This is a genomic window from Pantoea sp. BAV 3049, from assembly GCF_009765445.1.
Classification (GTDB): domain Bacteria; phylum Pseudomonadota; class Gammaproteobacteria; order Enterobacterales; family Enterobacteriaceae; genus Erwinia.
Window position 1 is genome coordinate 90,181 of record NZ_WHOY01000031.1, and the last position, 13,850, is coordinate 104,030.

At 53.6% G+C, this 13,850-nt stretch carries 9 protein-coding genes and 5 tRNA genes; 11 read left to right on the forward strand and 3 right to left on the reverse strand.

Going from position 1 to position 13,850, the window contains the following annotated elements:
* Nucleotides 1–114: 114 nt before the first annotated feature.
* Nucleotides 115–1,782, reverse strand: a complete 1,668-nt coding sequence (gene glnS / locus GSQ70_RS01210; RefSeq protein ID WP_158780562.1) for a glutamine--tRNA ligase — start codon at nucleotides 1,780–1,782, stop codon at nucleotides 115–117.
* A 153-nt stretch (nucleotides 1,783–1,935) separates the two neighbouring features.
* Nucleotides 1,936–3,963, reverse strand: a complete 2,028-nt coding sequence (nagE, locus tag GSQ70_RS01215; RefSeq protein WP_158780563.1) for an N-acetylglucosamine-specific PTS transporter subunit IIBC — start codon at nucleotides 3,961–3,963, stop codon at nucleotides 1,936–1,938.
* Nucleotides 3,964–4,301: 338 nt separating this feature from the next.
* Between nagE and nagB the strand changes: the two genes are divergently transcribed.
* The 10 genes from nagB to GSQ70_RS01265 all read left to right on the forward strand — a co-directional run bounded on the left by nagB (nucleotide 4,302) and on the right by GSQ70_RS01265 (nucleotide 10,961).
* Nucleotides 4,302–5,102: a glucosamine-6-phosphate deaminase gene (nagB, locus tag GSQ70_RS01220; RefSeq protein WP_158780564.1), complete on the forward strand. Its 801-nt coding sequence runs from the start codon at nucleotides 4,302–4,304 to the stop codon at nucleotides 5,100–5,102.
* A gap of 52 nt (nucleotides 5,103–5,154) precedes the next feature.
* Nucleotides 5,155–6,294 carry an N-acetylglucosamine-6-phosphate deacetylase gene (gene nagA, locus GSQ70_RS01225; protein WP_158780565.1) on the forward strand — a complete coding sequence of 380 codons (1,140 nt, stop codon included), beginning with the start codon at nucleotides 5,155–5,157 and terminating at the stop codon, nucleotides 6,292–6,294.
* Between the two features lie 16 nt (nucleotides 6,295–6,310).
* Entirely contained in the window at nucleotides 6,311–7,531 is a 1,221-nt protein-coding gene (locus tag GSQ70_RS01230; protein ID WP_158780566.1) for an N-acetylglucosamine repressor, read from the forward strand.
* Entirely contained in the window at nucleotides 7,531–8,316 is a 786-nt protein-coding gene (locus GSQ70_RS01235) for an HAD-IIA family hydrolase (protein WP_158780567.1), read from the forward strand. The genes GSQ70_RS01230 and GSQ70_RS01235 overlap by 1 nt, the downstream gene beginning before the upstream one ends.
* A 281-nt stretch (nucleotides 8,317–8,597) precedes the next feature.
* Nucleotides 8,598–10,265, forward strand: coding sequence for an asparagine synthase B (asnB, locus tag GSQ70_RS01240; protein ID WP_158780568.1), 1,668 nt, complete (start codon nucleotides 8,598–8,600; stop codon nucleotides 10,263–10,265).
* Between the two features lie 219 nt (nucleotides 10,266–10,484).
* Nucleotides 10,485–10,561, forward strand: a tRNA-Met gene (locus GSQ70_RS01245).
* A gap of 8 nt (nucleotides 10,562–10,569) precedes the next feature.
* Nucleotides 10,570–10,654, forward strand: a tRNA-Leu gene (locus GSQ70_RS01250).
* A 24-nt stretch (nucleotides 10,655–10,678) separates the two neighbouring features.
* Nucleotides 10,679–10,753 (forward strand) — tRNA-Gln (locus tag GSQ70_RS01255).
* Between the two features lie 49 nt (nucleotides 10,754–10,802).
* Nucleotides 10,803–10,879: transfer RNA gene (locus GSQ70_RS01260), tRNA-Met, on the forward strand.
* 7 nt (nucleotides 10,880–10,886) lie between these two features.
* Nucleotides 10,887–10,961 (forward strand) — tRNA-Gln (locus tag GSQ70_RS01265).
* A 144-nt stretch (nucleotides 10,962–11,105) separates the two neighbouring features.
* Here GSQ70_RS01265 and ubiF read toward each other — a convergent pair.
* Nucleotides 11,106–12,284 (reverse strand): 3-demethoxyubiquinol 3-hydroxylase, encoded by a 1,179-nt coding sequence (gene ubiF / locus GSQ70_RS01270; protein WP_158785162.1) that lies wholly within the window; start codon nucleotides 12,282–12,284, stop codon nucleotides 11,106–11,108.
* A 107-nt stretch (nucleotides 12,285–12,391) separates the two neighbouring features.
* On the opposite strand from ubiF, the gene miaB reads away from it, so the two are divergent.
* Nucleotides 12,392–13,816, forward strand: coding sequence for a tRNA (N6-isopentenyl adenosine(37)-C2)-methylthiotransferase MiaB (gene miaB / locus GSQ70_RS01275; RefSeq protein WP_158780569.1), 1,425 nt, complete (start codon nucleotides 12,392–12,394; stop codon nucleotides 13,814–13,816).
* Nucleotides 13,817–13,850 lie beyond the last annotated feature (34 nt).

Genomic DNA, 13,850 nt, shown 5'->3' on the forward strand with positions numbered 1-13,850 from the left:
AGTGACTTTATAAGCTGAGATAATTCACATCTAAAAATAACGATGCCGTTTTATTGCAGATTAAGGGAAAAAAAAACGCAGCCGGAGGCTGCGTTCTGCATGCTCAGCGAAAAATTATTCGCCCGCTTTAGCCCACGTATCACGCAGACCAACGGTGCGGTTAAACACCAGCTTGTTCGGCGCGGAGTAACGGCTGTCGGCACAGAAGTAGCCTTCACGCTCGAACTGATACGATTTGGCTGCTTCAGCCTGCTGCAGGCTGGTCTCTACGAAGCCCTGGCGAATCAGCAGCGACTCCGGGTTGATGGTGGTCAGGAAGTCCTCTGCCGCACCAGGATTCGGTACGCTAAACAGGCGATCGTACAGGCGGAACTCAGCTGGCAGCGCGTGCCCGGCGGAAACCCAGTGGATCACGCCCTTCACTTTACGGCCGTCAGCCGGATCTTTGCTCAGCGTGTCCACATCGCAGGTGCAGAACAGGCAGGTGATATTGCCCTCTTCATCCTTAGCCACGCGCTCCGCTTTGATCACGTAGGCATTGCGCAGGCGAACTTCTTTACCCAGCACCAGACGCTTGTAGTGCTTATTAGCTTCTTCACGGAAATCAGCACGATCAATATAGATTTCGCGACTGAACGGCACCTGGCGCGTTCCCATCTCCGGTTTGTTCGGATGGTTCGGCATGGTGATGATCTCTTCGTGACTGGACGGCAGGTTTTCAATCACCAGCTTAACCGGATCGAGAACCGCCATCGCACGTGGAGCGTTTTCATTCAGATCGTCACGGATACAGGATTCCAGCGACGCCATCTCCACGATGTTATCCTGCTTGGTCACGCCGATACGGCGGCAGAACTCGCGGATGGAAGCAGCGGAGTAGCCACGGCGACGCAGGCCGGAAACGGTCAGCATACGTGGGTCATCCCAGCCTTCCACCACCTTATCGGCCACCAGCTGAGTCAGCTTACGCTTGGACATCACGGTGTATTCGAGATTCAGGCGCGAGAACTCATACTGACGCGGATGCACAGGAATGGTGATGTTATCCAGCACCCAGTCATACAGACGACGGTTATCCTGAAACTCCAGCGTACAGAGTGAATGGGTAATCCCTTCCAGCGCATCGGAAATACAGTGGGTAAAGTCATACATCGGGTAGATGCACCACTTGTTACCGGTCTGATGATGCTCAGCGAATTTAATACGGTACAGCACCGGATCGCGCATCACGATAAAGCTGGAGGCCATATCGATTTTGGCGCGCAGACAGGCAGTTCCCTCGGCAAATTCGCCGTGACGCATTTTCTCAAACAGCTCAAGGTTCTCTTCCACGCTGCGATCGCGGTATGGGCTGTGTTTGCCAGGAGAGGTCAGCGTGCCGCGGTATTCACGGATTTGTTCCGGCGTCAGCTCATCAACGTAGGCCAGGCCCTTGTTGATTAACTCAATGGCGTAGTGGTGCAGCTGATCGAAATAGTCAGAGGAGTAACGAACGTTGCCCGTCCATTCAAAGCCCAGCCACTGCACGTCCTGCTTGATCGACTCAACGAATTCCAGGTCTTCTTTCACCGGGTTAGTGTCATCAAAACGCAGGTTGCACTGCCCCTGATAATCTTGCGCAATACCAAAGTTGAGGCAGATAGATTTGGCATGACCAATGTGCAGATAACCATTCGGTTCCGGCGGGAAACGGGTATGCACGCTGTCATGCTTACCGGTCGCCAGATCTTCGTCGATGATCTGACGAATAAAGTTAGTTGGGCGGGCTTCTGCCTCACTCATCTTAATTTCCTCAGTAATGCTATATAAATTAGTGCGTGAAATAACGGAGTATGATCCACAAAGCCGGGCAGGGAAACAACCGTTTGTTACAGTATTCCAATAAAAAAAGGGCGGGAATTGCTTCCCGCCCTGTCAGTTTAACGTAACCTGCCGTCAGCCGTTAATTTCATACAGGCGGCTTTCACCGGCAATGACCGTTTCGCCAGCCACCAGCGTGATACCGCTGAAGTCGTCGATATTGCTGACAACGATCGGGCTGATCATCGAACGGGCGTTGGCGTTGAGGAAGGCCAGGTCCATCTCCAGCACTGGCTGTCCAGCGGTGACCTCAGTCCCCTCTTCCACCAGGCGAGTGAAGCCCTTGCCGTCCAGCGCGACGGTGTCCAGACCCATATGCACCACCACCTCAATCCCTTTATCCGTTTCCAGACAGAAGGCGTGATTGGTGTTGAAGATTTTTACCACGGTGCCGTTAGCCGGTGAGACCACCGTGCTGCTGGTTGGTTTGATGGCCAGTCCATCACCCACCGCTTTGCTGGCGAATGCTTCGTCCGGAACCTGCTCCAGGGCAACCACTTCTCCGCTGACTGGCGCAACCAGCGTCCCAATGATGCCTTTGGCGGCGTTAGGAACTGCCTGAGGAGCAACCGGAGAGACGGCAGCTGCAACACCCGGGGCCGCAGCACTGACCGGGCCTTTACTCAGCACGGTTTTCATAGCGGAGGCAATCGTTTCTGCACGAGTACCAACGATGATCTGCACGCTCTGTTTATTCAGGCGGATAACGCCGGAAGCGCCAAGGCGTTTAGCCAGTGACTCATTGATCTCCGCGCTGTCCTTAACGTTCAGGCGCAGACGAGTGATACAGGCATCAATACCAGTGAGGTTGTCAGAACCGCCCACCGCACCAATATAGCGACGTGCCAGCGTTTCAGTTTCTGACTCTTTGTTACCTGAATGGTCAACATTAGTGTCATAACCATCACTTTCATCACCGTCTACGGCCAGCTCGCGGCCAGGCGTTAGCAGGTTGAATTTTTTGATGGTGAAACGGAAGACCACATAGTAAATAACGAAGAACACCAGGCCCTGTGGGATCAGCATATACCAGTGTGTTGCCAGCGGGTTACGTGAAGAGAGCACCATATCCACCAGCCCGGCGCTGAAGCCGAAACCTGAAATCCAGTGCATGCTTGCCGCGATAAATACGGAGATACCGGTCAGCAGTGCGTGGATGAAGTACAGCACCGGAGCCACGAACATAAAGGAGAATTCCAGCGGTTCAGTGATACCGGTAAAGAAGGAAGCAAATGCGGCGGCCAGCATAATCCCGCCGACTTTGGCACGATTTTCAGGGCGTGCACACTGGTAAATCGCCAGTGCGGCGCCTGGCAGACCAAACATCATGATTGGGAAGAAGCCCGCCTGATAGCGACCGGTGATACCGACCACGGCTTTGCCACTTTCCAGTGACTGCGCGCCACCCAGGAAGTTAGGGATATCGTTAATCCCGGCCACATCAAACCAGAACACGGAGTTCAGTGCGTGATGCAGACCAACCGGGATCAGTAAACGGTTGAAGAAGGCGTAGACCCCTGCGCCCGCAGAGCCCAGTTTCTGGATGTGCTCACCAAAGCTGACCAGGCCACCAAAGATCAACGGCCAGAGGTACATCAGAATAAACGCCACCAGGATCATCAGGAAGGAGACCAGAATGGGCACCAGACGACGACCGCTGAAGAAGGAGAGCGCTTTAGGCAGCTCAACGTGGCTGAAGCGGTTATACATCTCCGCAGAGATAATCCCCACCAGGATACCCACGAACTGGTTGTTGATTTTGCCAAACGCAGCAGGAACCTGATCGACCGGAATTTTCTGAATCATCGACACTGCCGCAGGCGAACACAGCGTGGTGACCACCAGGAAGCCGACAAAGCCAGTCAGTGCAGCCGCACCGTCTTTATCTTTCGACATGCCATAAGCCACACCGATGGCGAACAGCACGGACATGTTTTCAATAATTGCCGATCCGGACTTGATCAGCAATGCCGCCAGAGCATTGCCAGCGCCCCAGGCATCCGGGTCGAGCCAGTAGCCCACCCCCATCAGGATGGCGGCAGCAGGTAGCGTTGCTACCGGCACCATTAGCGCCCTGCCTACTTTTTGTAAATAACTAAGCATATTATCCTTTCCCCCTATGAGACCCGTTAAGGCGCCAGTAACCGTTTTATATTATTATCACGGTTAGTTGGTTTCTGAATGACAGACAAAACCACGTGATGGAGTGTAAAAAGAAATTAATTCGCTTCGCAAATTAAAACCGCTGTTTATGTGACTTTTATCACCAAAATCTCTCCTTCCTTACACCTTTGTATGGCATCTCCCGCAAACTTATTTTATGATCCGAAAAATCAACACGGATTTATCCCTCGCGGATAACAGCCCAGGCCGTTACGCTTATAAGCAGCAACATGGGCACCGTGAACCCCTTTCAAATTCTGCTTATAGTGAGGTGATACATGAGACTGATTCCTCTGGCTACTCCGACCCAGGTCGGCAAATGGGCCGCCCGCCACATCGTTAACCGCATCAATGCGTTCAAACCAACCGCCGAGCGTCCCTTTGTGCTGGGTCTGCCAACCGGCGGCACGCCGCTGGAAGCCTACAAGCATTTAATCGACATGCATAAAGCAGGCCAGGTCAGTTTTAAACACGTGGTCACCTTTAACATGGATGAGTATGTTGGCCTGCCGAAAGAACATCCGGAAAGCTACCACAGCTTCATGTACCGTAACTTTTTTGATCATGTTGATATTCAACGCGAAAATATCAATCTTCTCAATGGTAATGCCCCGGATATTGACGCAGAATGCCGTCAATATGAAGAGAAAATCCGCTCCTACGGCAAGATTAACCTGTTTATGGGCGGCGTGGGTAACGATGGTCATATCGCTTTTAACGAACCCGCCTCTTCTCTGGCATCCCGTACCCGTATTAAAACCTTGACTCACGATACCCGCGTGGCTAACTCTCGCTTCTTCGACGGCGATGTTGATCAGGTGCCTAAATACGCGCTGACCGTGGGCGTGGGAACGCTGCTGGATGCAGAAGAAGTGATGATTCTGGTGACCGGCCATGTGAAAGCTCAGGCACTGCAGGCTGCAGTGGAAGGCAACGTCAACCATATGTGGACCATCAGCTGTCTGCAGCTGCATGCCAAATCCGTGGTGGTCTGTGACGAACCAGCGACCATGGAACTGAAAGTGAAAACCGTAAAGTATTTCCGCGAAATGGAAGCGGAAAATATGAAAAATCTGTAAGTTATCAGCACATGGTTAACCGCCACCAGGCGGATAATGCCGGGAGAATATTATGTACGCTTTAACGAATGGCCGTATCTTTACCGGTCACGAAATCCTTGATAATCATGCCGTTGTTATTTCTGATGGCCTGATTGAGCGCGTTTGTGCACTGGATGAACTTCCTGCCGGCGTGGCAACGCGCGATGTCAATGGCGCACTGATTGCTCCCGGTTTTATCGACCTGCAGCTTAACGGCTGCGGTGGTGTGCAGTTCAACGACGACTTAGCAGCAATCAGCGTTGAAACCCTGAATATCATGCAGAAAGCCAATGAGAAATCTGGCTGTACCAGCTTTCTGCCAACGCTGATCACCAGTACCGATGAGATGATGAAACGCGCGGTTGAAGTGATGCGCGCTTATCTGGCGCAGAACGCCAACAAGGCGCTCGGTCTGCATCTGGAAGGTCCGTGGTTAAGCCCGCGTAAACCGGGCACCCACAATCCGGCGCTGATCCGTACCCCTACTAAAGAGTTAGTCGACTTCCTGTGTGAAAATGCCGATGTGATCGGCCAAATCACTCTGGCACCGGAACAGGTCGACAGCGATGTTATCCGCCGTCTGAGCAAGGCTGGGATCGTCATCTCCGCCGGGCACTCGCATGCCACCCATGATGAAGCCCGTCGCGGTATTTCAGCTGGTGTCAGCTTTGCCACTCATTTATATAACGCGATGCCAACCATTACCGGGCGTGAACCGGGTCTGATCGGCGCGCTGTTTGACTCACCAAACGTCTGGTGCGGCATCATTGCCGATGGTTTACATGTCCACTACGCTAATATCCGTAATGCCAAACGCATCAAGGGCGACAAGCTTATCCTGGTTACCGATGCCACCGCGCCAGCGGGTGCGACCATTGATCGGTTCATTTTCGCAGGAAAAACAATATACTATCGTGATGGACTCTGCGTTGACGAGAACGGCACGCTCAGCGGTTCGGCCCTGACTATGATCGAAGCTGTGGCGAACAGCGTCGAACATGCAGGCATCGCACTGGATGAGACGCTGCGCATGGCAACGCTGTACCCAGCCCGCGCGATGGGTATTGAGGACAAATTAGGTTCGGTTGAAGCTGGAAAAGTTGCAAACCTGACCGTTTTCACCCGTGACTATAAAATAATCAAGACCATCGTTAATGGTAACGAGGTCTAAAGCGAGTAGAGACTGAATGACCACTGGCGGCCAGGCACAAATTGGAAATGTTGATTTAGTTAAGCAACTTAACAGCGCAGCCGTTTACCGGCTGATCGACCAGCAGGGTCCGATTTCGCGTATTCAGATTGCCGAACACAGCCAGCTTGCACCCGCCAGCGTCACCAAGATTACCCGCCAGCTGATTGAACGGGGCTTAATCAAAGAAGTGGATCAGCAGGCCTCCACCGGTGGCCGCCGCGCTATCTCAATCGTCACCGAAACTCGCGGTTTCAATACTATCGGTGTCCGCCTCGGTCGCAGTGATGCCACCCTCACCCTGTTCGATCTCAGCGGCAAGTCCCTGGCGCAGGAAGATTATTCGCTGCCGGAGCGGACGCAGGAAACGCTGGAAAACGCCCTCTTTAGTGCCATTGAAAAATTTTGTGAACAACATCAGCGTAAACTGCGTGAGTTGATTGCTATTTCTGTGATCCTGCCAGGTCTGGTGGATCCGAATAATGGGGTGATCCGCTATATGCCTCACATCCATGTGCATCACTGGCCGCTGGTCGCCAATCTTCAGCAACGTTTTAATGTCACCAGTTTTGTGGGTCATGATATCCGCAGTCTGGCGCTGGCAGAGCACTACTTTGGTGCATCCCGCGACTGTGCAGACTCTATTCTGGTGCGTGTGCACCGTGGCACCGGGGCCGGAATTATTGCCAATGGCCATATCTTCCTCGGTAGCAATGGCAACGTGGGCGAGATCGGCCATATCCAGGTTGACCCGTTGGGTGAGCGCTGCCACTGTGGTAATTTCGGTTGCCTGGAGACCATTGCGGCAAATACGGCGATTGAAAACCGCGTGCGCCATTTGCTGACGCAGGGCTACCCCAGCTCGCTGACCATGGATGATTGCCAGATGCCGCAGATTTGCAAAGCCGCGAACCGTGGTGATGCGCTGGCGGCAGAAGTGATTGAACATGTTGGCCGCCATCTGGGTAAAGCTATCGCCATTGCCATCAACCTGTTTAATCCTCAGAAAGTGGTGATCGCCGGAGAGATTATTGAAGCGGATAAAGTCCTGCTGCCAGCGATAGAAGGCTGTATCAACACCCAGGTCCTGAAGGCCTTCCGCAAAAATCTGCCGGTGGTGCGTTCAGAAATCGATCATCGTTCCGCCATTGGCGCTTTCGCGCTGGCGAAACGGGCCATGCTTAACGGCATTCTGTTACAACATTTACTGGAAGGTTAATGAGCGCCCTGACCCTGAAAGACAGTGAAAAAGTCACCCTGAAAAACGTCATTTGCGACATTGACGGTGTGCTGATGCATGACAACACCGCCGTACCAGGGGCTAATGAATTTCTGCAGCGTATCCTTGAAAAAAGGATGCCGCTGGTCGTGCTGACCAACTACCCTTCGCAGACCGCACTCGATCTCTCCAACCGTTTTGCCTCTGCGGGTATCGACCTGCCGGACAGCGTCTTTTATACCTCAGCCATGGCAACGGCTGATTTCCTGCGCCGTCAGGAAGGTAAAAAGGCCTATGTGATAGGCGAAGGTGCGCTGATCCACGAGCTGTATAAAGCCGGATTCACCATCACAGATATCAATCCGGATTTCGTTATTGTCGGTGAAACCCGCTCCTTTAACTGGGACATGATGCATAAGGCCGCCTACTTTGTTGCCAACGGCGCACGCTTTATTGCCACCAATCCGGATACCCATGCCCGCGGCTTTGTGCCGGCCTGTGGCGCGCTTTGCGCCGGGATTGAGAAAATCTCCGGCCGTCAGCCTTTCTACGTGGGGAAACCCAGCCCGTGGATTATCCGTGCGGCCCTGAATAAAATGCAGGCGCACTCAGAGGAGACAGTGATCGTGGGCGATAACCTGCGTACTGATATCCTGGCAGGCTTCCAGGCCGGTCTGGAGACGATTCTGGTGCTGTCCGGCGTCTCAACGCTGAGCGATGTCGATGCGATGCCTTTCCGCCCAAGCTGGGTTTTCCCCTCGGTTGCCGACATCGATATTTTCTGACAATCAGCCCGGCCCGCGCGCCGGGCTTGGCTGCTTACCCGCCTGACGCTTTTTTATCCACTTTACCGAAATAATTAAGGTTTATGCAATTTAAGCCGCTATTAATTGCATATCCGTTAATATTTCAGCCTGGTCAACAGACTATTTTTCAGAGAAAAGCTAAATCGCTTGCATCACCATAGCGAGATATTGCATTTTCTTATGCATCGGGCGAAACGTTCGCCATTCACTTTCACGTAATTACCATCATCACCGTCTGGGATGTCGTTAGGGAGTTAGCTATGTGTTCTATTTTTGGCGTGTTGGATCTCAAAAGCGATCCAGTTGAACTGCGTAAGAAAGCCCTGGAGCTTTCCCGACTTATGCGTCACCGTGGCCCGGACTGGTCCGGCGTCTATGCCGATGACCACGCGATTCTGGCTCACGAACGTCTGTCAATTGTCGACGTCAATAACGGCGCACAGCCGCTGTATAACGCCGCCCATACGCATGTTCTGGCAGTGAACGGTGAAATCTACAATCATCAGGCACTTCGTGCCGAGCTGGGTGACCGCTACGAATTCCAGACCGAATCCGACTGTGAAGTGATTCTGGCGCTGTATCAGGAAAAAGGCGTCGACTTCCTCGATGATCTGCAGGGTATGTTTGCCTTTATCCTGTATGACTCAGTGAAAAACACTTACCTGATCGGCCGTGACCATATCGGCATCATCCCGCTGTACATGGGCAACGATGAGCACGGCAACCTGTTTGTGGCTTCAGAAATGAAGGCGCTGGTGCCGGTGTGTAAAACCCTGAAAGAGTTCCCGCCGGGAAGCTACATGTCCAGCACCGACGGTGAGATCCGCCGTTACTGGCAGCGCGACTGGTTCAGCTATGAAGCGGTTGAGCACAACAAAACCGACGCTGTGGCATTAAAAGACGCGCTGGAAGAGTCCGTGAAAAGCCATCTGATGTCAGACGTACCTTACGGCGTACTGCTCTCCGGCGGTCTGGACTCCTCTATTATTTCGGCAGTGACCAAGAAGTTTGCCGCCAAACGGGTGGAAGATCAGGATAAGAGCGAAGCCTGGTGGCCTCAGCTGCACTCCTTCGCCGTCGGGCTGGAAGGCTCGCCGGATTTGAAAGCAGCAAAATCCGTTGCTGACCATCTGGGAACAGTGCATCACGAGATCCACTTCACCGTGCAGGAAGGCCTGGATGCGATCCGCGATGTGATCTATCACATTGAAACTTATGACGTGACAACCATTCGCGCTTCCACGCCGATGTATCTGATGTCACGTAAGATCAAAGCGATGGGCATCAAAATGGTGCTGTCTGGCGAAGGTGCTGATGAAGTGTTCGGTGGCTACCTGTACTTCCATAAGGCACCCAACGCCAAAGAGTTCCACGAGGAGAACGTTCGTAAGCTGCTGGCCCTGCACATGTTCGACTGTGCGCGTGCCAACAAAGCGATGTCTGCCTGGGGTGTGGAAGCTCGCGTCCCGTTCCTGGACAAAAAGTTCCTCGACGTGGCGATGCGCATCAACCCGGAAGACAAGATGTGTGGAGCGAACGGCAAAATGGAAAAACACATCCTGCGTGAGTGCTTCTCCTCTTACCTTCCGGAAAGTGTCGCATGGCGTCAGAAAGAGCAGTTCTCTGACGGCGTGGGCTACAGCTGGATCGATACGCTGAAAGAAACCGCAGCGAAGCAGATCAGTGACCAGCAGTTGCAGACCGCGCATTTCCGCTTCCCGTACAACACCCCATCCTCCAAAGAGGGCTATCTGTACCGCGAGATCTTTGAAGAGCTGTTCCCGCTGGCCAGCGCGGCAGAATGCGTACCTGGCGGCCCTTCCGTTGCCTGTTCCTCTGCCAAGGCGATTGAATGGGACGAAGCGTTCAAAACCATGGACGATCCATCAGGACGCGCCGTGGGTGTCCATCAGTCAGCCTATAAATAACCTGAGGCTAATCTGAGACAAACGGGCCTTCAGCGGCCCGTTTTTTTTAAAGTAATATGCGGTTTACGTTCAATATTTGTTGATTTAATCGCCAGGCTGGTTACAAGCCAGTCAAACGAAACAGTTCAGCCAAAAAACGGGAAAAAACTTGTTGACGCTTTTAGGTCAACTCCGCATAATGCGCCCCGCAACGCCGATGAAGGTAACGCGAAAAAAGATGGCTACGTAGCTCAGCTGGTTAGAGCACAGCACTCATAATGCTGGGGTCACAGGTTCGATTCCCGTCGTAGCCACCATCTTTTTTGCGGGAGTGGCGAAATTGGTAGACGCACCAGATTTAGGTTCTGGCGCCGCAAGGTGTGCGAGTTCAAGTCTCGCCTCCCGCACCATTTCCATAAACGGTTTTGCACGGATGGGGTATCGCCAAGCGGTAAGGCACCGGTTTTTGATACCGGCATTCCCTGGTTCGAATCCAGGTACCCCAGCCAATTTTTCTTCTCCGGAAGAAATGTAGTACAGTAAGACGCAGTAAAATTAGGCTACTTAGCTCAGCTGGTTAGAGCACAGCACTCATAATGCTGGGGTCACAGGTTCGATTCCCGTAGTAGCCACCAATTTTATTGGGGTGTCGCCAAGCGGTAAGGCACTGGTTTCTGATACCAGCATTCCGGGGTTCGAATCCCTGCACCCCAGCCAATAAGTAACGAAGCCCGCTAACGCGGGCTTTTTTACGTCTCAATTCTGGCAATATCCCGCGTACCACATCAATGATACAACCCGGACAAATTCGTCTTCACAGTGCCGGGTGGAAGTTACTCCCTCCGGCCATACAAAAGCCTTTTAAAGTCCCAGCGCGTAGCGCAGAGCCTGCCGTTTCAATACACCCGATCGCTCTGCAACCATCAGCCCAAGATTGCGCACAATGCGTAATGGGGCTGCTGGCGTACTGAATGCGAAGTAGAACAGATCCATTCCGCTCTGCATCAGTAAATTGTCCTTCCGGCGTTTACGCTGGTAGCGCAGTAGCACGCTTTCTGAGGCCCAGTCCTCAGCGCGATTGCGGGAAGCGGTTAGCGTATCAATTAACGCATCCACGTCACGGTATCCCAAATTAACCCCCTGCCCCGCCAGCGGATTGATGGTGTGCGCGGCATCCCCGATCAAAGCCAGCCCCGGAAGCACATAGCGGGTAGCATGGCGACGAACCAGCGGGAAAGAGCCAGCCGCAACCGGCGCTACTTTTCCTAATCGCGCCGGGAAGTGCGTTTTAATCTCCTGTTCCAGCTGGGTCATCGACATCGCCTGCAGTTGGCGAATGCGGGCCGGGCTGTCGTACCACACCAGCGAAGCCCAGCGATCAAACAGTGGCAGGAAAGCGCGGGGGCCTTCTGGCGTAAACTGCTGCCAGGTACAATCCCCAGCATCCTGTTCGCAACAAACGCTGATCAACATACAGGACTGGGCATAATTCCAGCCGTGGATGCCAATGCCTGACAGCTGGCGTACCTGAGAGTTAGCACCATCGGCTCCGACAACTAACCGCGTCCCGATCGTCTCGCCGTTTTCCAGCGTCAGCTGCCAGCCACAGTTGCATTGCTGCAGATCTTTCAGTCGTACGGGGGAAATCAGCTTCACTTCCTGCTGCTGCAAGCGCTGCCACAGAGCCAGCTGCAGCACACTGTTTTCCACCATATAGCCCAGCTCGGGTAGCCCCAGCGACTGCGCATCGAATCCCACCTGCGCGGTCTGCCACTCCCAGGTCACCAGTTTGCGGTAAGGCGTGCAGCGCATCGCCTGCACCCGCGGCCAGACTTCCAGCTGCTTCAGCAACGCCACCGAGGCGGCACCAATGGCTGAAATCCTCACGTCGGGCGCGCTTTCTGCATCAAAATTTGCCGGCTCCTGCTGTTCAAGCACCACCACGCTAAACCCCTGACCGGCCAGACCGCTGGCCAGCGTTGCGCCCACCATTCCGCCGCCTACCACGGCAACATCCCAAATCTGCGTTGTCTCTGTCATCATTTTCAATCCCATAGACATCCATGCCCCATACGCCTACACCTGCAAGGGCTTATTCTGTTACTCTAGTGTACCGGATTTTCGCGAGCATGATTAATGGCAACCAGATGACTAAAAAACTGCATATTAAAACCTGGGGCTGTCAGATGAACGAGTACGATTCATCCAAAATGGCCGACCTGTTAAACAGCACCCATGGCTATACCCTTACTGATGTGGCGGAAGAAGCTGACGTTCTGCTGCTCAATACCTGCTCGATCCGCGAGAAAGCGCAGGAAAAGGTTTTCCATCAGCTCGGCCGCTGGAAGCTGATTAAACGCGCCAGACCAGATGTGATTATCGGTGTGGGCGGCTGTGTGGCCTCGCAGGAAGGCGAGCTTATCCGCCAGCGCGCTCAGTGCGTCGATATCGTCTTTGGTCCTCAGACGCTGCATCGTCTGCCAGAGATGATAAACACCGTGCGCGGCTCGAAAAGCCCGGTGGTGGACGTCAGCTTCCCGGAAATTGAGAAATTTGATCGTCTGCCAGAGCCGAAAGCAGACGGCCCGTCGGCTTTCGTTTCGATCATGGAAGGCTGTAACAAATACTGTACCTTCTGCGTGGTGCCTTACACCCGTGGCGAGGAAGTGAGCCGTCCGTGCGACGATATTCTGTTTGAAATTGCCCAGCTGGCAGCGCAGGGCGTGCGTGAAGTGAATCTGCTGGGGCAGAACGTCAATGCTTACCGCGGCGAAGACTTTGAAGGTGAAATCTGCTCATTTGCCGACCTGCTGCGCCTGGTGGCAGCCATTGACGGCATTGACCGTATCCGCTTCACCACCAGCCATCCGATTGAGTTCACCGACGACATTATTGATGTCTATCGCGACACGCCGGAGCTGGTCAGCTTCCTGCATCTGCCGATACAGAGCGGTGCCGACCGGATTCTGACGCTGATGAAGCGTACCCACACCGCGCTGGAATACAAAGCGATCATCCGTAAGCTGATTGCTGCCCGTCCGGACATCCAGATCAGCTCAGACTTTATTGTTGGCTTCCCTGGCGAAACACAGCAGGACTTTGAGCAGACGATGAAGCTGATTGGCGAAGTGAATTTCGATACCAGCTTCAGCTTTATCTACTCCCCCCGTCCGGGAACGCCAGCGGCCGACCTGCCGGATGACGTGACGGACGATGAGAAGAAACAGCGCCTGTATATCCTGCAGGACCGCATTAACCAGCAGGCGATGGCATGGAGCCGCCGTATGCTGGGTACCGTACAGCGTATTCTGGTGGAGGGCACTTCAAGGAAAAATGTGATGGAGCTGTCTGGCCGTACCGAAAATAACCGTGTGGTTAACTTCGAAGGCACGCCGGAGATGATTGGAAAATTTGTCGATGTGGAAATCGTTGACGTCTACACCAATTCCCTGCGCGGTATCCTCGTTCGTACTGAAGATCAGATGGGCCTGCGCAGTCAGGAAACCCCTGCCTCGGTTATTGCGCGCACACGCAAAGAAAACGAGCTGGGCGTGGGCACTTTCCAACCCTGAACCCCGACCTTTTGCGGCGGGCCTCGCAGGTTCG

What these genes read in the sequence shown, in the direction of transcription:
- ubiF (WP_158785162.1), bottom strand. Translation starts at nt 12,284, where the DNA reads ATGACAGAGACAACGCAGATTTGGGATGTTGCCGTGGTAGGCGGCGGA.
- nagE (WP_158780563.1), bottom strand. Translation starts at nt 3,963, where the DNA reads ATGCTTAGTTATTTACAAAAAGTAGGCAGGGCGCTAATGGTGCCGGTA.
- GSQ70_RS01230 (WP_158780566.1), top strand. Translation starts at nt 6,311, where the DNA reads ATGACCACTGGCGGCCAGGCACAAATTGGAAATGTTGATTTAGTTAAG.
- nagB (WP_158780564.1), top strand. Translation starts at nt 4,302, where the DNA reads ATGAGACTGATTCCTCTGGCTACTCCGACCCAGGTCGGCAAATGGGCC.
- glnS (WP_158780562.1), bottom strand. Translation starts at nt 1,782, where the DNA reads ATGAGTGAGGCAGAAGCCCGCCCAACTAACTTTATTCGTCAGATCATC.
- nagA (WP_158780565.1), top strand. Translation starts at nt 5,155, where the DNA reads ATGTACGCTTTAACGAATGGCCGTATCTTTACCGGTCACGAAATCCTT.
- asnB (WP_158780568.1), top strand. Translation starts at nt 8,598, where the DNA reads ATGTGTTCTATTTTTGGCGTGTTGGATCTCAAAAGCGATCCAGTTGAA.
- GSQ70_RS01235 (WP_158780567.1), top strand. Translation starts at nt 7,531, where the DNA reads ATGAGCGCCCTGACCCTGAAAGACAGTGAAAAAGTCACCCTGAAAAAC.
- miaB (WP_158780569.1), top strand. Translation starts at nt 12,392, where the DNA reads ATGACTAAAAAACTGCATATTAAAACCTGGGGCTGTCAGATGAACGAG.